The 19,234-nt window shown below is 44.0% G+C and carries 9 protein-coding genes; 2 read left to right on the forward strand and 7 right to left on the reverse strand.

Annotated elements, in window-relative coordinates; translation table 11 throughout:
* Positions 1-254 precede the first annotated feature (254 nt).
* Positions 255-4,037 (forward strand): hypothetical protein, encoded by a 3,783-nt coding sequence (locus H6G05_RS05680; protein ID WP_190577092.1) that lies wholly within the window; start codon positions 255-257, stop codon positions 4,035-4,037.
* Between the two features lie 154 nt (positions 4,038-4,191).
* Here H6G05_RS05680 and H6G05_RS05685 read toward each other — a convergent pair whose 3' ends face one another.
* Entirely contained in the window at positions 4,192-8,451 is a 4,260-nt protein-coding gene (locus tag H6G05_RS05685; protein ID WP_190577094.1) for a DEAD/DEAH box helicase family protein, read from the reverse strand.
* Positions 8,452-8,540: 89 nt separating this feature from the next.
* Positions 8,541-9,524 carry an Eco57I restriction-modification methylase domain-containing protein gene (locus tag H6G05_RS05690; protein WP_242025277.1) on the reverse strand — a complete coding sequence of 328 codons (984 nt, stop codon included), beginning with the start codon at positions 9,522-9,524 and terminating at the stop codon, positions 8,541-8,543.
* Between the two features lie 132 nt (positions 9,525-9,656).
* On the opposite strand from H6G05_RS05690, the gene H6G05_RS05695 reads away from it, so the two are divergent.
* Positions 9,657-10,553, forward strand: coding sequence for a class I SAM-dependent methyltransferase (locus tag H6G05_RS05695; protein WP_190577096.1), 897 nt, complete (start codon positions 9,657-9,659; stop codon positions 10,551-10,553).
* A gap of 101 nt (positions 10,554-10,654) precedes the next feature.
* On the opposite strand, the gene H6G05_RS05700 is transcribed toward H6G05_RS05695, so the two are convergent.
* The 5 genes from H6G05_RS05700 to H6G05_RS25260 all read right to left on the reverse strand — a co-directional run bounded on the left by H6G05_RS05700 (position 10,655) and on the right by H6G05_RS25260 (position 19,223).
* Positions 10,655-13,018: a hypothetical protein gene (locus H6G05_RS05700; protein WP_190577098.1), complete on the reverse strand. Its 2,364-nt coding sequence runs from the start codon at positions 13,016-13,018 to the stop codon at positions 10,655-10,657.
* Between the two features lie 81 nt (positions 13,019-13,099).
* Positions 13,100-13,540, reverse strand: a complete 441-nt coding sequence (locus H6G05_RS05705; RefSeq protein WP_190577100.1) for a hypothetical protein — start codon at positions 13,538-13,540, stop codon at positions 13,100-13,102.
* A gap of 130 nt (positions 13,541-13,670) precedes the next feature.
* On the reverse strand, positions 13,671-14,087 hold the full coding sequence (locus H6G05_RS05710) for a Rho termination factor N-terminal domain-containing protein (RefSeq protein ID WP_190577102.1): 417 nt from the start codon (positions 14,085-14,087) through the stop codon (positions 13,671-13,673).
* A gap of 106 nt (positions 14,088-14,193) precedes the next feature.
* Positions 14,194-14,646, reverse strand: a complete 453-nt coding sequence (locus tag H6G05_RS05715; protein WP_190577104.1) for a hypothetical protein — start codon at positions 14,644-14,646, stop codon at positions 14,194-14,196.
* Between the two features lie 95 nt (positions 14,647-14,741).
* A complete protein-coding gene (locus tag H6G05_RS25260) occupies positions 14,742-19,223 on the reverse strand; it encodes a hypothetical protein (RefSeq protein ID WP_242025279.1) in 4,482 nt (1,493 codons plus the stop codon).
* Positions 19,224-19,234 lie beyond the last annotated feature (11 nt).

Genomic DNA, 19,234 nt, shown 5'->3' on the forward strand with positions numbered 1-19,234 from the left:
TAAGGAATTTTGACAAGCTTTACAAGCTATAGGGCTTAAATTCAGGCTGAAAGAAAGACAAAATAAAACAGAAAAGATTGTTTGTCTAACACAATTAAAGTTTAGAGTAAAACTCAATTTTCGGTGAAGTTGCATCAAAAGGTCTTAAGGCAAAGATCCGCATAAGTTTTCTTCTTAAACCATGTCTCTAAAAGAACTACAGGTATTGATGTGGACAAGGTATAATATTAAAAATATTATTCAATATATATTTTATGTGGACTGTTAATGCGCGAGATATTATTTCATTAAGAACGCCTGGAGGTGATCGTTTCACCGAGTTTGTTGATGCTTTAATTAGAACTGAAGCATTTACGGGGGGGATATCTCAAACATTAATATCAACTAACTTACGGACAAATATTGGCGATCAAGGAGTGGATACCGAAGTTAAGCAAGCCATGTCATCTACATTTATAGACTCTCCGTCAACTCCAACTTGTTGGCAATATAAAGCTATGGGATATGCCGATGTAAGTGACACTGACTTGCGTAACGAGATCCGAAAAATCAGCACTAAGCGTAAAGATATTGCCTATGTCCATCAACTACTTCAGGCAGGCTACCGCTACTATTTCTGTATCTGTGATGATATGCCAGCAACGAAAAGGAAGGATTGGCAAGATATCCTTCAGGAAGAAATTAGCCTGATTAATAATTCTGCCCCTTTACCAGTTGTGCTTACAGCATCACATTTAGCAGTGTGGGCTAATAGTTTTCCAGCCATTATTATTAAATTTTTTAGACCTAATCTAGGTAATTTCTTGCATCTTAAATCTTGGGGGCAGAGTATCACAAGTGTAACTTCTAGATATTCAGAAGTACTGGCATGGAATCCTATAAAGCGGAGAATATTGGAACATGTATTTTTTGACAAGCGGTGTAGAAGCGTTAATATTTCAATTCAAGGTGAAGCAGGTGTTGGCAAAACTAGATTTGTCTATGAAGCATTGCTAGACATTTCAGTGTTAGGGAACCTAGTTGTTTACACAACGGATATTTCAGCAAAAGAAATTGCACGTAATTTAGTAAATAGTGATTCTCTTAGGGCTATCTTAGTAGCTGATGAGTGTTTGCCAAAAACAAGAATGGAACTAATTGATATTCTTCGAGGATACACTGATAGAGTTAGGATGATTTCCATTGACAATTCAGGAGAACGTCCTTCAACTGGGGCAGAAGAGCCTTGGCTGCAAAGAATTCCCGAAGATATTGTCGAAGAAATTCTTGAGCGAAATTTCCCTTCTGTTTTGCCCGATAGACTTCGTGCATATGTAGAGTTATCGAAAGGTTTTGTTCGATTAGCTGCTGATTTATGCAATCGAGACAATGAAATCGCTACTGGAAGAGGTTTTCAGCCTATATTGCCAAACATAAAAGACTATCTTAAAGAGCGATTAAATGATGAAGAGAGCCGTATTATAAATGCAATCTCTCTATTGCGTAAAGTGGGCTTTCGTGAAGATGTAAAGCAGGAATTAGATTGTCTATGCCAGATTGTTGGTATCGAAAGAATCAAGGTGACTGGAGTAGCCAATAGACTCAAAGATACACCAGGTTTCATTAGCTTCGCTGGACGATATCTTTATATAACTCCAGAAATTATTGCCAAAGCAGCTTTTGAAAATGCTTGGCGTTACTGGATTGAACCCGATCCATCTAGTTTTCTAGAAAAAATACCCGATCAAATATTAGAGTCTTTTCTTCAAAGAGTTTCTATGAGCGCTTCTGAGGAGGTTAGAAGAGTCGTTGGCGAATTTTTTCGGGGTTGGGCTTCAAAACTTAAACCGTCTGACTTAAGTGATATTGATACAGTCAATCGGTTTGTTATTTTGTCAGAGGCAAATCCAGAAAAGTATTTGCTAAAATTAGCTGATTTGATGTCTACTGCCTCAGTGGAAGATTTGCTACAAATTCAAGGCAGCTATTCTGGAACAAGGCGTTCTCTCGTTTGGTTAGCAGAGAAAATGTCAAGATTTGATGAGTTTTTTAATTTGTCAGAGACAATTCTTTGGAATCTAGCATTAGCTGAAACTGAACATAACTTAGCTAATAACTCTAGTAACGTTTGGAAAAATCTTTTCTGTATTTTTTTCTCAGGTACACCAATCTCTTTTGCAAAAAGACTAGAGGTTTTGCGTAAAAAACTTTTCGAGACTAAAGGTGATTTAGCTCTAGAACTTATTCATGATGCTATAAATAAATCCTTCTCGATGGAAGGACATCGCATCGTAGGGAACTTATTAATAGCTGGCCGCATCCCTCCTGAAGAGTGGCAGCCTGCAACAGAAGACGAAATTAGAGCATGTACGAAACTAACTTTAGATCTGTTGATTGAGAGTTCTAAGAGTGATGATATCCGCTTGCGTAATGGAGCTATGAACATAGCGATTGCTAATATTCGCACTATAATTTTAAATGGTCACATAGAGAGGGCTAAGGAGGTTTTTTCAGCAGGTCAAATCCCTCAAGACTTTCTAGTACTACTCAAGAGTCAACTTGAAGATCTTCTACATTATACGTTTGACTATGGTGCTAGCAAGATAGTCCATATTGATTTTGCGAGAAAAGAAGAAGTAAATCAATCTGATAATATTAATTTGGATACTAGTTCTACTCTTCCACAAGAAATTCAGAAATGGCTTTCCTTGATTGTCCCGCAAGATTTACATGGTCAGATCATTGATATTATAGGGAAGACTTCTTGGCATCACTCCTTTCAAAATAATCAAGAGGTTTGGCGTGAGAGAGTCTTAGATATTGCAAAAAAACTTTGCGAAGATACTGAACTTCTTAAACCTGAGATTAATTGGCTTTGCTCACCTCAAGCTCGTGGCGCTTGGGATCTAGGTATTGCTATGGGTGAATATGACACACAAGCAAACTGCCTTAATATTCTTTTGGATGAGCTAGAAAAAGTAGGTAAAGCAAGCAGTTTGGTTAGTCAGTATATTGTTAGTCTGATGATAAATCATCCTGAATATATATCAACTATAAATAATAAGATTGACGCTCTTGAGGTTCTTCATCCTAAACTAGCCTATGATTTATTTACTGCGGGCGGCGAACTTACGCATTCTCTTGATAGAGCCTTGAGACTTGTAGATCAAGGCAAATTATCATCTGAGTTACTTGGGGTGTTTGCTCGTGGCACATGGCAAAACCCTCTAAAGATCGAACAGTTTCAGGAAGTGCTTCAGAGACTGGAAAAAGCACTGGATGCTAATAACAGAGTTATTGCCAAAATTGCTATGGATTTTGTAGATACTCGATTATCTAACTTTAATAATGTGTCTCAGCAAAATGTGTTGGAAGATCAAGAAATCCAAAATACAATTTGGAATATTCTCGATAGTGTTACTAAAAATGCTCTTGCAGAAACTTACACATGGAAAAAAATCTTACTCTACATGAGTCGTATTGATACTGATAGAGTAATTAAGATTGCATGTCTTGCTTTAGTTGTAGAAAAATTGACTTTAAAAGATGAGGCTCAATCAGTCCTAATTGAGATATCAAACTCTTTCCCTGAACTAGTAGTGATGAGAGTTGGTGAAACAATCCTTGACGAAAACTATAGATGGAATTTTGCGGTTGAGAAATATCGCTATCTAATTCGTTCTTTACCTCTTGAAGCTATGAAGAATTGGCTTCGTTCTGTAGGAGTGCCTGGGGCAAGACAAATTGCAAGACAACTTGAGCTTCCTTACATTGATCAAAATGGAGAGTTAGTTTTGCCAGAACTTACCGAGTTTGTTTTGTCAGAATTTGATAATGATGAAGAGACATTTCAAAAATTTTGTATTGGAGGGCATAATATGCAAGTATATGTAGGAGATATGGTCGATCACAATCACAGGGAAATTGAAATTGCTCGTGAATTTCTTACACATCCACTTCGCAGAGTAAGAGAGTGGGCAGAATATGAGATCTCATCTCGTGAACAAAGCGCTGCTTATTGGCAGAATATCGAAGAAGAGAGGATGATTACTCAATAGATATTTCGGAAAGATCAAACATGATAAGCGTCTCAAAGTCTTTAGTGATAAATACTTTAGATATCTAACACTTTAGAGTTTAAATATTTGCCAATCATTTTAGTTTTTTTTACTAAAGTAGCTCCCCAAAACATCTATTAAGCATTTAACAGTTTTAGAACAACCAAAGTTGTTCTATCTGTTCGTTTACATTCTTATGCGGAATCACAAGTTGTTTACCTCCTCCTTCTAGAATTGTGAATTCAGACAATGGTCTGAATTCACAATTCGATTCTGGAACCGCCAAAAACTGATCGCCATTCACAGGCAGATCGAAATCGCCCAAAAGCTGCGCGAGTTCTTCAAGCCAGTTATCAGCGTCACCTGATACCCAATCCTCAAAATGTCTCTGCCTCAATACTTCCACGATCGCTGCTGATGGTGGCTCTAGTGGAGCGGCACTGGAGTCTCTTTCCCAGAAGATTTCTCTAGATTCTTCCAACTCTTCTCCTTCTGCACAGTTGTCAGCTATGCTATCGTCTACAGGAGATTCATGGGCGATCGCATCAAACATCTCCTTCAGGAATCCTAACCGATTTGATTTCTGCTCGTATTCCTGAGCTTGCTCAAAGGTTTGACTGACTCGATTCTGGAGAATTGGCAGTTCTTGTCTGTCTCTTTCCAGATTTTCTTGGGCTGTGGTTAGCTTGGCGGCGATCGCATTTCTCACCACATGCAACAGTGAACTAAAGGGTTGCTGGCACTCTGCATTAAATTCATAGCCAGAACTAACGCTCATGCCAATATACCCATTAACCTCTGAGCCAAATCTGCTCAGAAATACGTTCAGCCCTGCAAATTGTCCGATTTGGATTTGGGACAATCGGTAGCTTTCTTTGAGCCTTTGCACTTGTTCGGTAATGTGATGATCGATTAGCACGGCTTTGTCTAGCATCACGCCGCGATCGCTGATGAATTGTTTCAGGTTTGCTTGGGCGACTATGGCTAGGTCTGATTGAATGCGCTGAATGCTGGTGGGATGGTTGGTATTTACCATGTCAGTGAGGTACTGAATCTTGGATTTGTCCCTAAATTGCATATCGTTATAGGCTTGCAATTGCATTCCTAGTCCTTGCAATTCGGCTTCGAGGGTGGCGCGTTCCATGATTAATGGATCTCCCGAAGCGATCGCTTTCATTTGGGCAGCATTAAGAACAGTCTCATCAATGTCTTCGATGGTGCGATGAGTGCGATCGCCCGACATCACCTGCGAAATCATCCGTTGCTTGTTCTCAATCGCTTGCCATAGAAACGAGTCAAATCCTGCTTGGTTATTTCTACCTTCAGTGACATAACGGAAGATGAAGACATCGCTCCATTCGTTACCCTGACGCACTCCTCTGCCTTCGCGTTGCTCGAGATCCGATGGTCGCCACGGACAATCGATATGGTGCAAGGCAATCAGTTTGCTTTGCATGTTCACACCTGTTCCCAATTTTGATGTCGAGCCAAAGACAATCCTAATTTTGCCTTCGTTGATGGCTTCAAACAGTTTGGCTTTCCTAGTATCCGTGTCGTAATCATGGATAAAGGCAATCTGGTCAGCGGGTATGCCCAGCATCACTAAGGTGTCGCGGATATAGCAATAGCTATTCCACCTGTCTTTTTTGGGTGCATTGCGATCGCAAAAGATTGCTTGAGTGCCTTTGGCGATCGCGGTGATTGTCCAAATTTGCCACACATTCCAAGCACAGGCTAAGAGTTTGTTGTTAATCCATTCGCTTGCTTGAGGCGATACCAATTTGGTATGCATACAAGCTTTGGCTCCATCGCCTGTAATTTTTAACATGTTGTCAATTTCAGGTTTGACTTTACGTTTTGCGACAGCCTCAGCGCGATCGCAGAGTTTGTCCATATAGACGATTTGCTCTGGTGATGGTTTGCAGGACATCACATGGTAATGGGGTTTCGGGGTCTTGACTTCGGCAAGGGCTGCGGTCTGGATATCGGTGACTTGACACCACATCGCCATCAGTTCGGGCATGTTAACGAATTCGCGGAGGCGGGTTTTCGATTTCAGTTTGCCTGTGGGACTGATTTCTAAGGCGGTGCTGGTTTCACAGAATCTTGAGCAGAAGCTGTCGAAGTGAGTTAGTCCTTGCTGTTGCAGCAGGTCTAGTTGCAGATAGCGCATCCACACGTCCATTTCCGCCATGGTGTTGCTCAATGGTGTGCCTGTGGCAAAGATGACTCTTTTACCATTGGTGAGTAGGTATCGCACTTTCATGAAGGAGTCATGGGCGCGTTGGCTATAACCTGTGGGAATACCTGCAACATTGTGCTGGGTGGTCAGAATTTGCAGTCGTTTGATTTGCTGTACTTCATCTAGGAAAAGCGCATCAATACCCAGTTGCTCGAAGTAAATCACGCGGTCTTTGCGATCGCTAGTTTCGATTTCTTGGATTCGCAAGGAGATTTTCTTTCGCATGGCTTCTAAGTTGCGGAAGACTTGTTTGGATTCTTCTTTGTTGGTGGCTTCACAGATGGAGATAATTGCGGACATTTGCTCTTCGAGAAACATCAGTTCGGTTGATTCGCTAATTTGCAGGTTGAAGAATTGTTCATAGGTGAGAATGATTGCATCGTAGTTATGGGTGGCAATTTGGCTCAGTAGGACACGACGGCGATCTTTGGCAAAGTCTTGAGCATTCGGCACGAGAATTTTGGCTTCGGGATACAGTCGTCGAAATTCTTTGCTATATCCTGGCAGGATTGATTTCATGGTTACATGCATGACTTTGTGAGCCATGCCTTTGCGTTTTAGTTCCATGCCTGCGGCGATCATCGTGGCGGTTTTGCCATATCCCACCCGATGGGCGGCAAATGATGCTCTTTGTCGTTCGACTCGACGCACAAAGTTGCGCTGGTGGCTCCGCATCTCGAAGTCGGGAGCCATATTTGGGAATGTTAGGTGCGAGCCGTCATACACGGTATCGCGGTAGAGGTTGTGGTATTGGTTGTAGTACAGACAGAGTTGCTCAGCGCGATCGCCATCACTCCAAATCCATGCTTTGAAAGCGGTTTGGATTTTGTCTTGCATTGTCCGCGAAGCGGTGGTGGCTTCCACATTCAGAATGCTGATGACATTGCCATGCTTGTCTTGGATATGGTCATAGATCTTGGGGTCTTTTTGGTTGAGCGCGTGTTCTATCAATTCAAGGGCAGTGTGGTTAGGGGTTCCCCATTCGGTTTTGTTTTGGGGTGAGGTTGTCAGTTTGCTGTCGCCTTTGATTACCCAAATGTTGACTGGGTCGGGATGGAATTTGACGGTGCTGGTTCCTGCATGGCTAAGCAGTTGTTCGCTGAATTCTTTGATGACATCTTCGGGGAGCCATGTCGTTCCGAGTTTGACGCGGATCGTGTTGTGCAATAGTAGGTTTAGCTCGTTGGTGGTCATGCCATTGACGTTGATGCCGAGTTTGACGGCGCAGCGTACTTTGATGTCTACGTCTGGGGTTTCGGGTAAACAAGGCACTGGTTGGTTGCTGCTGATCGTTTGATAGTACTTGTCGATGTTCAGCCAGTTGGGGACTCCGCTTTCTTGCCATGCGATGATTTTGTTGAATCGGTTGACGACGTTGCCACTGATGAATTCTTCTCTGGTTATCCATTCGGCATTAGTGGTTTCATTCACTGTTGTGGGTGGGATTGTGCCGTTGTAGAAGATGTCGCCTTCTAATTCAGTGATGACATGGCTAATGCTTTTGTCGATCAGATTGGCGATCCAGTCCAGGTCGATATAGCTTTTGGCATCTAGGCATTGGGCTAGAGCATCTTTGGCGTTATCGGCACGATATCTTGGGGTTGCTCTGACTGTCCTTTGATGGAAGATGGGGGCTTTGGCGGGGCTTTTGCCTTTGCCTCGGTCAATCTCTAATGCTCTCAATCGATAGTAGTTGGGGTCTTCTTGGAAGATGCTGAGGTTCTCTTTGCTGGTGAAATGTCCGAATCTAATTGCGAACTCATCATATTTTTGATTGAGAATTTGGCGCAGTTTGGCTAGTTCTTTTTCGTCTTCGTACTGCTGCATTCTCAGCACTAGGTCGAGGATCTTGGCGACAGACATAGCGGCACGAATGCGTTGTTGTTGTTTTGCGACTAGTTCTAGCTGATAGTCGGTGCGACGATAGATTTGTCCTTCATGTTCGCAGAATGCATTGGGTAGAACTTTTTGTAACTGTGGTGGAATCTGGATTATTTTGGTTTCAGTTACTGCTGGTTCATAGAATTTAGCGATCGCTTTCCCAATCTTGCTTATCTCTGCTCTCAAGTCAAAGTTTGCTGGGGCAGTTACGCCTAAATGCTCTCCGCCGTATAGTTTTGAGACAGTTAGTTCGCCGAGAATATTGCGGAATTTGAATGGGGTTATAGACATGGGTTTGTTCTCAATTAAAAAAGCGAGTCAATCCTTAATAGGATTGACTCGCTCGGTAGTTTTGGTGTGGTTACTCTCTAGCTCAGCCGCTAGGCTGACTCTACAAACCATTGGTTAATCATGATTGGCTCTTGATTAACTGTGTGTTTGCCTGATGGTGCTGTCTTTACCCAATCAGGATATTTATAATTTCTTTGATTCGTGGCTCTCTGTTCTGTTTCTGTGAGTTTGCGGAAAATAAGGATATCGGCAACTACTTCGGTGTTGGCAAATCTCTTAAAAGCGATGTCTGGCAATCTAATGGCAGTCACTAGCTCTAATTTACTCGCTAGATATTTCCGAAAACTGGTATTGGCTGCATCAAGGGTGAAACAACTGGTAATCATGGCTATCAACCCATTTTCCCTCACTAAATCTGTACATTTGGCTAGAAAGTAATTATGGATGCTTAGGTTCAGGTGGGCGTAGCGCGGATCGTAGAGTTTGTAATTGCCAAAGGGAACATTGCCGATCGCTAGGTCAAAACTGTTGTCACTTAGGCTCACTGTCTCAAATCCCTGTGCGTAAATCAGGGCTTCTGGATATAGCAATCTCGCGATTTGGGCAAAGATTGGGTCTATTTCTATGCTGACCCATTGCGATCGCTCTCGCATCAACGTGGGCTGACATCCCATAAATGCTAGGGTGTTGCACGCTGGTTCGATGATCGCTCCTCCTGTAAAGCCGATATCGCTGAGAATATCCCACATGGCGCGGATTACTTCAAAGCTGGTTTGGTAGGCGGTTGCCGTTGCGGATTTGGCGGCTTGGATTTCGGCTTGGGTCAATAGTTGGCTCAGTTTTTCATGACATCGATACTGCCATGTGTTGCCTTGATGATTCGTTTTCACCCAGATATCGGTGAGTGTTCCCCATCCTGACGCTTTGGCGAGTTCTACCAGTTGTTCTGCTGTTGCTGATGATATTGATTTACTTAGGGCGATCGCCTCGACGGTTGCTTCGGCTTTTACTCGCAGGGGGCTATCAAAATGCTGCTCAATTTCTGGCGTAATCTCAAATATTGGTTGGTACATTTTTGGCTTTTTCACTAGTTTTTGTTCTTGCGAACAAGCGCTAGCCAAAAATACATTAGTCATAATTCATTGTTGTTCTCACAGATGGTAAGCTGACCCCATAAGATCGTTACTAACCGCCAAGTGGATTTTATGACTAATTTGCCCAATTCGTTCCAAGAAGATATTCTCGCAAATCCTAATCATAAAAGTTGGGCAGAAGTAACTAAAGATTATGTTGGAAAAGGCATAGATTCCAAGCGAACTTGGTATAGTTCGGTGGCTGATGCTTATAATCGGGTGAGACCCCGATATGCTCTTGAACTTATTTCTCGCGTTATTGAACTGACACGATTGCCCCCCAAATCAAATATTCTTGAGATTGGTTGCGGACCTGCGATCGCTACAGTTTCTTTTGCTGAATTAGGATTCTCTTTGCTCAGTCTAGAGCCAAATTTAGAAGCATTCCAACTAGCTAGACAAAACTGTGCGGCATATCCGCAAGTGAAAATTGTTAATACTTTCTTTGAGGAATGGGAAATAGCAAAGAATGAATTTGATGCAGTATTAGCAGCGACATCTTGGCATTGGATCGATCCTGCGATCTCTTACTTCAAGTCCTTTGAAGCTCTAAAGGCGGATGGATATTTGGTTTTGTTATGGAATACACCTCCTCAACTAGATTATACAACTTACCAAATTGTTGATAGAGTTTATCAGACCCTTGCCCCTTCTGTTCCTATCTATGCTAGATATGAAGATCAGCTTACACATCAAGATCATTTCCAGAAGTTTAGCCAAGATATTCTAAGCTCAGGATATTTTGAAGATTTATCTTATGAATCTATGGTTAACGAAGTTCAATACAGCCTTGATGACTATCTCTTGCTATTGAGTACCTTATCGCCATATATTGCGCTGGAAGAGACTACTAGAAATAATCTATTTACAAATTTGAGAGAAGTGCTATATCGGATGCTTCATCAAGATGATCGTGATTACCTGACGCTCTATTACATATCAGCTTTTCACGTTGCCCGAAAGGTATAATCCATCGCTCATGACGCATTACCTTGCTCTTCTGATTAGACGACTTTACGTAAAGATAAAAGCAATACATCCTTGACCTATAGCCTAAGGATGTATTGCTTTTATGCAGCGACCAGTTCACAAACTATGGTCTTTTGATGTGTTTTCAGCGAAGCTGTGTATTCTCCAACTAATACTTTGGCGGAGTCTTTGGCGACTAGTCCCAGTAGGTATGGCTTTTTCCTGCTTTTACGGATGACTTCTATTTGATATCTGCCATCTGCTTGGCGTTGTGATACAAGGATGGGAATACAGGCGTGTTCTCCATTTCCTGTCCATTTGGTTGAGGCAAGTTCTCCATACTGTGCGCCTACTATTTGTAAGCGCATCAGTTGATTGTCATGGAGGCGATCGCAGATTTCGGGCAGGAACATATTGAAGACAACGCTTGCCGTGCCATGATCGCCGTTGTGACTGGCTTGCCACATGGCGGCGGCACAGGTTTGCGCTGTCTGCTCGCTTTTGTTGCGTAGTTTCTCGCCTAGTCCTTTTGCCCACTGCACTGCTGCTCTCAAGATTTTCTTGCGGGATTCCCGATCGCTTGATAGTTTCATCGCTTCCCTAATCTTGCTGGTATATTCATCACGACGGGCGATCGCTCTTTTGTAGAGGGTTTCACTCGGTTTGATAAATAGTTCGCGGAATTCGAGTAGGGTACGTTCGTGTAAATCTACGGGTTGCCAGATCTCATTTACAGATTGAATCAATAAAGAAATTGCGTCGTTATATTCACCATTTACTTCCATTGGTCTAGCAGGCATTTTGCATCTTTGTTTAGCGTCGTAGTAGCTGCCATAGACTCCTTGACGCTTGCGGTCAATTAGCCAATCTAGTTTTGGTAGGCTTTTGCCCACTTCATCGAGAAAGGCTTGGTCGTGGCTAAGATCGGATTTGAGCCGATCTACAGCGACTTGGACTTCTTGGGCTAAGCCCGCAATGTACTGATGGTTGCCTGTTGCCCATGCGGTGGCTAGGTAATAGGTAATCAGTCCAATTTGGTTTTCAGTAGATCTGAGAGCGACTTCGGCTAATGTGCCTTGCACTGGCACTTTGTCGGGTTTGTAGGTGGTGGGCTTGATGTGGTGTTGACGGATTTCTTTGGCGATTTCTGGTAGTTTCTGAACTGATTTCACGCAGAAAGTATCACCATCAAAGTCCATGCCGCAATAGTCACGGGCGATATCTGGGTTGACATACATGGTTCCCTGTTGGTTGAGTCCTTTGATGTGTTTGTTTGTCCAAATCTGTAAGTCATTGCGATCGCGGATGGGATAGCGGAAGCCGACATATTCGCCTTCGGGCATTTCAGGGATGCACATTTCTAGTTCTCCTAGTTCGGGATAGGGCTGCGCCATGAAGCTAGAGAAGTTAATACCGCCACTGGTGGCTAGGGTTAACCACCTTCTTCTTACTAAGTCTTCAATCTTTCGTACTACATAGGGATGTTCTAGCAGTTGTCCGTGAATGTCGTGTTTGAGGATCTCCGCGAGGATTTTGCCGTCGGCTTCTTCTTCGCGTTCTTCTTCAGGTTCATCTGTTTTCACCCACTGTTCGGTTTGGATCAGTTGGCAGAGTTGTTGAATGTTTGATTGGGCGGCGACGAGGGTTTCGGCTTTGAGTTTAGTAGTTGGCAAGACATCTTGGGCGATCGCTTGTTGACTAAACCATTGCCAGACGGTGTAGGAGGTCTTGACTCTACGTTTTTGGGCAAAGTTAACGATTCCAAGTTTCAGATTGGCGAGTTTGTGGATACCTAGTTTGGGCTTGTGTCCTTTGAAACATGATAGAGGCAGGATTAAGTCAATTCCTGCGGGACAGTTTAGGCTGAGTTGTAAGGTTCCTTTGGCAACCCATTGATGGGCAATTCCTGCTCGAAACTGGAAAGGGGTGTTGGCTGGGATCACAAAGTCTTGGCTTTGGCGCAGTTGGTTGAGAAATTCATGGCTGATTTTACCGTGACAGTCATCAGTGCGATGCTCTTTGTCTTGGACGATCAGGATGTTTACTCGTTCGATGCTATAGATTTTCAGGCATTCGGTCATGAGGATGGAGCCGTAGTTGATTTGTCCCATAGAGTTGGGGAAATAGGTGGCAAAGGGGTTGAGTCCTTGACTGAAGAAGAAGTCTCCATGTTTTCTCGCTCCCGATGCTCCTGCTAGTTGGTATTTGCCTAGTCCTTTCGTTAGGGCGGCGATCGCTTGTTTCTTTAGGGGTGCAATGCTTTTAGCGGCGGTGCTGCGCTTGCTGGCGGATTTGCTGGTTTTGGCGATGGTTTCGGCTTTGGCGATCTTTTGTAAGTAGCTGGAAATGTTGCCAATGCTGAGGTTAATGTCTGGATGCAGGACTTCAAGGAGGGTGTCCCGAAATTGGATCTCGTTATCGACGATCTCTCCTGTGGCGAGGTTGGTCTTGGCGATCGTTAGCATTTATTTTTGTTCTCAAAGTAATTTAGCGACTAGATCCAACGATTTGGATCTAGTCGCTTTTGGTTATTAGGTGTTGATGGACTAGGCTGCTTTCTTGTTCAGGTCTTGGCGATACACGACAAATCCATTCTTTTGCAGTTCGTCAATGGTGGTGGGCTTTGATGGCAGAAAGTTGATCTTGCCTTCTTTGGTTGCCAGAATCTTGCAGCCATAATGATTCTGCAAGCGTTGAATCACTTTCTCAATTGGCAGGTTGATATTCGCCAAAGCCCATCCCTTCTTTGCTTGATACAGCCACATCTTGTCTGTGCTAACTTGTGGTTTACGAGCTTTGGGTCTGCGGCTGGTTTCAACTACTGCATTGCTGGCTGCTACTGTCTTTTCCAGTTCCTTGACTGGGATTTGCGCGTTGATATGGACAATCAAGGCTCTGGTGGTTACATGCAGTTCTGCTTGACTCAGCTTATCAATGATTTTATCGGCAAGTTCTTCAGGGGTATCGAATCTTAGTTGACGAGCCATGTTTTTAGTCTCCTGATTTTAATTTTTGGTTGACAATCGCTCACGGACTTTACGCGCTAGCGTTCTTCTTGCTTGTCAATGTAGATTTCTTTTTGATAGATATCTACATTGACAAGATTGCTATTTGAAACTAGGCGGTTAGGTAGAAGAGCAATTCTTTCTTCTTCAGTTTTCGCCAGTTAGGGATTCTGCGTTCTTTGGCTAGGGGTCTTAGTTCTTGAACAGTCATTTTCGTGAGTGGCTTGGTAGCGACTTCGGCAATGATTTCAGTCTTTACTTCCTTTACCGTAGCTTTCAGTTTTGGTGCTGCTTTTGCTGATGGCAAAGATACTGTTGTATCTGGAAGTAATGGGTTCGTAGCTGTTAGATGCCTGACTGTGACTTCAGGTGTTTCTATCTGAGAAGTTAGCAGTGATTGAGCCGTGGGTTCAGCCCCTAGAAATGATAGTAGGGCATAGGTTAGTGCGGTCAATAATCCCAGTAATGCAATCAGACTCACAGTCACAAGAGCTTCGACTGCAATCTTGAAAATTGATGGTGGCTTCATAGTTTTTCCTAATAATTTGTTGATTTTCTTCAATACTTGTGTGGGACTTGGTAAGTCAGATCTCTGTCAATTCACTCGAATTTAAGCGAGATAGCTAGACTGATGTTTAGTTCAATTCTCTTGCTGCATTTTTTTTAGAGAAGATCTGGGGATAGTCTTCGGACAGGGTTTCCAAATGACTTGTCGCAACTTCGCGGCAATGTTGCGGATCTGTGGTGTATTCGTTCATGGCGGCTTTGACGAAATACTCGGCATAGGTCAACATTTCCAAGATGCTCGGATCTACTTTTGAGATTTGGTCTGGATGTTGAGCGAGGTATTCTCCTAATTCCTGGACACTTTCTTGTACTGCATCTAGGAGTAAATCCTTGGTTTGGATTGTCCGCTTTGTGCCATCTCTGAAGGTCAGGAGTTTTGTGCCATTGCCAAAATCTGTTACTTTGGCTTGCATCGATTTGGCAAGATCTATTTGCTGTTTTGTGGTCTTCAGACATCTGGCTCTCGAACGATATACCTGCACCTGTGTCTTGCCTGTCATCGCGCCTATTGCTATTTTCACGGTAGTTATTCCTACTACGTCATTGGTCGCGGACTTTAAGCGTAAGCGCTCTTACTGTTTCTACATAAACAATGAATCTGGGCATAATATCTGTGTTATCGGGACTCCTGATATTCCTTTTGACTCTCTGCGATTAACTGAAGAGCGCGATCGCAATTTTTGGCATCTCTCACGGTTACTTGGCTGTGCACGATCTCTAATCCCTGCTGTACCAGAAGTGGCGAATACTGGAATTTACCTTGGTTCAAGACTTTGGCATCCAATGTCAATGTATCGGTGTCCTGTTCCCATGTGGCTCGATATTTACCTTCGTTGCCCTTACGCTCAAATACAAGTTTGCCATCTTGTGATTCTACATAGTCGCTTTTGATTGCCAAGATTTCCCGCCATTGCGAGGCGACGTGCTGGCTTAATGTGTGATGATCCTTGTGCATTGCTTGCTGTGCTTTTTCGGTGATGCTCTCGCCTGCTATCAGCTCTTGAATTCGGTCTATATATTTCTCACTCTTGCCCAAATATTCTGCTATTCGGCTCCATTCCATTAGTTGCTGAATATCGGCAACGATGGTGTTATCAGCTTTGATAGGCTCTGTCGGAAATGGCATGATTTTTCCATTTACATAGTCTCCCAGTGGCTGAAAGTGCATTCCCCATGTGTTGCTATGTCCTTGAAATGTGTTCAGTTCCTTGGCGCTATGTTTTTCCATCTGCGACCATTGTTGTTGATAGGCTGCATCATTCAGCATTTCTGGGGTGATTTTGTACTGTTTACCCACCTGAAAAGCGACTTTCTGCTCTCCTGCGATCGCGATCGCTATGTCGCCTTCTTTAAATCCATAGGCGGCATAGGGTTCATATCTCCGCGTCGTGTGACATCTGCCATGTCCACGCATGGCTTCAATACAGGTGTTGACTGGCAAGGGATTGACTTCTCCATGCATCTTGAGGGGATAAACCATCTTGACGGGTTTTCCTGTGATTTTTACTGGCTGTTCTGAATCAAAATGACTACGCACTGATTCCCCCAGTTGTGATTCTATCTTTTCGAGGGGATTTGCATGAGTGCTGCTTTTCTGCATCTCCATGAGGCTTTCAGATTGAGTATTAGTTTCAGTCTGGACTGTAGTAGTGGGTGTAGTAAGTGCTTCTCGATCTCGCTCTGGATCGTACTTTACCCCCATAGCGGCGAGATTCTTCCAAGACATTTCAATTAAACTTGCTTTGATTGCCTGACCTTCGTAGAGATAGGTAATCCCATTAATCCTTCCTCCTGTCTGCACTTGCGCTTTTAGTCCCACGTTCTCATCAGCAAGCCTTTCCACAAATTCAGTCATGGTCGGTTGGTTTGCCGAGGCTTTGGCGATCGCCTCTTTTAATTGCGGCGCAATGACATCGAGGTTAACGGCTTCTTTGATTCGCTCTGATGATAGTCCGTGCCATATTTCAGGCAGTTTGAACGTACTTCTATCGATCTCTAAGTCTGCGTCTTTCTTACTGGCGGAAATATGGATATTTGCGATGAACTGACTACCAATGGGCATATAGGCTGCGTCATTGTGGACAACGCCCATATTTTGCCATTGGTCGCCTGTCTGTACTTGAATTACTCTCTTGTCATAGATGGGACTTTGGGGATTGGTTTCGATTGTCATCCTGCAATTTAGGGCTTCATGGGGTTGCCATTGTTTATCTTTGAGTTCGTTAGTTTCATACTGCAAGCCAATTATTTTGATTTTTGCTACCTGTAGTTCTTGCAGTCGCTTGGCTACAACTTCCGTAAACATCTTGCCTGCGATCGCGCGGTTGTTGTTATGCCAGAGAGCGGCGGCACGTCGCTCTCGTTCGGTTTCTGGAATTGCATCGCGTTGGGTTTCTAGATATTTCTCAGCGGCGGCAAATTTGTCGTCAACATCATTTTTGGAGATTCCCAGTTGGAATTCTAGTTTCAGGTTGCCGAAGATTTTGTCCTTTTCGATGGTTTTACCATAGGCGGCGATGGTGGCTGGGGAGATTAATCCCACGTCGATTTTATCGCGATCGATTAGGGCAACGGCTTTGTAGGGATATTGTTTTTCGGTCTTCCAGTCCTTATTCTTTGCCATCTGGATATCGACGGTTTCTCCTTTCCTTGTCATCTCCCAAATTGGCGACTCGCCATCAGGGTCGGTGCTTATCACGCTGACGATTTCGATTTTGTTGCCTTTTGCCGAGGTTGCGGTGAGGGCGATGCCTTCTTCATGCTCTAGACGACTACGACTGGCGGCGGCTTCGGAGATAAGCTTGTTGTAGTGCGTGGCGATCCCCTTTGCCCATTCGCTATCTGCGGTGGTATGGCTGTCTTTGGGGAAGATATGGTCAAAGCGATTGTAGTTGCGATCGCCAATCAAACTATGTTCTTTGTAGATCTGGTTGGCTTGTTCCACCATCCAGCCTACGGGGTCTTGAGTATTGGTGTTGATGCCTTCAGCACTGATATAGGCATAGCTATTGTCTTTGTCTTTAATCCACTCCACCTGTTTGTATTTGGCGACTTTTTGACAGAATTGAAATTCATCTTCATTGACTTTTCTGGCACTTTTGGGAGTATCGACAGCGCGTTGTAAGTTCACGGCTGCGAGGCTTTCTAGATTCCACAACAGTCTCTCGGTTTTGGCTAAACCTTGGGCTACAGCATCTGCTTTTTCTGGTTCGGGTAGATTGGGGATGGTACTGGCGATTTGACTAATCTCGGTAATTTGGTCGCGCCATGCGTCATTGAGAATGCGAAAGGGTTTCTTAGGATCTTTGTCTTCGGCAAGTAGCTTTTGGAAGTGTTTGCCTATGTCCTGCAAGTATTCGCTGCTTTCAGATTCTGGGATATATTGGGTTTCCCATCGCAAGGCTTCTAGCCTCATGCCTAGATTCGCGACTCTTCCTGTGGGGTTATCGGCAGCATTCACCGCAGCACTGGCTAGGGTGGCAAATCCATTGGCAGCATCGCGGGGAATCTTCTTTTCCTTTTCGACTTGAATTGGTTTATTCTCTGGCAGATTCTTGTCAATGATTTCTTGGATGAGGGTCGGATACTGCTCAATGATTTTCTGGGAACTGGCTTGTTGTTCGGGTGTTAGTTGACTGGGAATGATCCCCACGCGATCGCCGTCAAAGTCGATCACCAGTCGTTTTGCGTCGTTGGGGTTGATGTAGCAGACTCCTTTCTGCCGATAGGCTTCGGGATCTAGTTCACGCAGAACTGTGAGGTTATTTGTGAATACGTCAAAGTTGGCAGCATTGGCGACGGGACTGCGATAGATGGCAACTTCGGCCCCATCGGGTAGTCCTGTAAAACTGACTTCGCCTTCTTGCAGTTGGTTGTGGGGTTGAGCGATGCCACTAGGGACGTAAACGCCGCCTGTGGCTACTTCTTGCCATTCGCTTTGTAGGAATTCTCGCAAGCGTTTGGCGATGTCTTCCATTTCTAAGATCTGGCAATGACCGCCTTCAATTAGATCAGTTTTGAGGATGTCATACAGCCAATCTTGGTATTCTTCGTTAGGTGAGGCTACTGTCTCTCGGTCAATTTCATTGGCTGTTGTGTTTTCTTGTTGGCTTAATCCCAGTTCCAGAGCCAGTTCTGGCTCTATAATTTGTGTAATGTTAGCGCGATCTAATTCCGCCTCTTGTCTCTGCTGTTGGCGCTTTTCATGGCGTTCGATATACAGTTGGGCTACCTTGCGCGGATCGGATTGGGCTTCGGCGAGTCGTTCGGCTTTGATTTTCAGCTTTGGTAGTACATCTGCTTGCACTCCTTCGGGGAAGAAAACGAGAGCTTGAGTTCCTAGTTTTTGTTCGGTGAATCTGGCATCTTCTTTTCTTGACCAGAATAGGCTGACTTCGTGGAGGCCTGTGCTGGTGGTTTTGTTGTCGCCTTTGATGCTCGATTTGGCGATAATTCCATCGACTGCTAGGGCTTGGCAGAACAAGCTAGCTCGACATGTGCCTTTGATCATACCCTGCCATTCAGGTACGGCGGCTCGATATTGAAATGGACGGTTTAGTTCGGCTTGCAGTTGGGTTGCTAGGTCTGGAGAGATCAGGCTATAGCAGTCGCCGAGTTTGCTGGCAATGAGTCCCATCGCTTTGTCGCTGATGGTGATGCCATTGCTCAGGGTAATAGTTTGCTTTCCCCAGTCGGCTTGGTAGGTTCCTGTATCTAGATTTTTATTCAGGGTTTCATCATCGATGACGAGGATTCTGGCTTGCTCTTTGAATATTGAGGTCTTGGCTTCGGAGACGGGCAAACTGCCATAGGCGACGGCATCGCTATGATTGGTGAAGATTTCTTGGCTTACTTTTTCGGCGATGGCGCGATCGCCAAAATAAGCAGTTCTCCCATTAGCAAGAATTAGATACAGCCCTTGCTCTTGCAGTCGCTCTATGTCTCGCTCAGTGATGCCGTCGTACATCTTGCCAACGGCAAGTTTACTTGGCTCAACAATGTCTTTCCCGATCTTCAGTTCGAGGTAGCTATGCTCAATAGTTTTCGGAGGCAAGGGTAACTCTTGCCCTGTCTTCAGGTCAATCTGTCTAAATTCCATATTGTCATTTC

Origin of the sequence: Phormidium tenue FACHB-1050 (assembly GCF_014696925.1) — a bacterium.
GTDB lineage: Bacteria > Cyanobacteriota > Cyanobacteriia > Pseudanabaenales > Pseudanabaenaceae > Pseudanabaena.

Coding starts and splice junctions, on each gene's coding strand:
- H6G05_RS05705 (WP_190577100.1), bottom strand. CDS start 13,540: ATGGCTCGTCAACTAAGATTCGATACCCCTGAAGAACTTGCCGATAAA.
- H6G05_RS05700 (WP_190577098.1), bottom strand. CDS start 13,018: ATGCTAACGATCGCCAAGACCAACCTCGCCACAGGAGAGATCGTCGAT.
- H6G05_RS05680 (WP_190577092.1), top strand. CDS start 255: ATGTGGACTGTTAATGCGCGAGATATTATTTCATTAAGAACGCCTGGA.
- H6G05_RS05695 (WP_190577096.1), top strand. CDS start 9,657: ATGACTAATTTGCCCAATTCGTTCCAAGAAGATATTCTCGCAAATCCT.
- H6G05_RS25260 (WP_242025279.1), bottom strand. CDS start 19,223: ATGGAATTTAGACAGATTGACCTGAAGACAGGGCAAGAGTTACCCTTG.
- H6G05_RS05685 (WP_190577094.1), bottom strand. CDS start 8,451: ATGTCTATAACCCCATTCAAATTCCGCAATATTCTCGGCGAACTAACT.
- H6G05_RS05690 (WP_242025277.1), bottom strand. CDS start 9,524: ATGTACCAACCAATATTTGAGATTACGCCAGAAATTGAGCAGCATTTT.
- H6G05_RS05710 (WP_190577102.1), bottom strand. CDS start 14,087: ATGAAGCCACCATCAATTTTCAAGATTGCAGTCGAAGCTCTTGTGACT.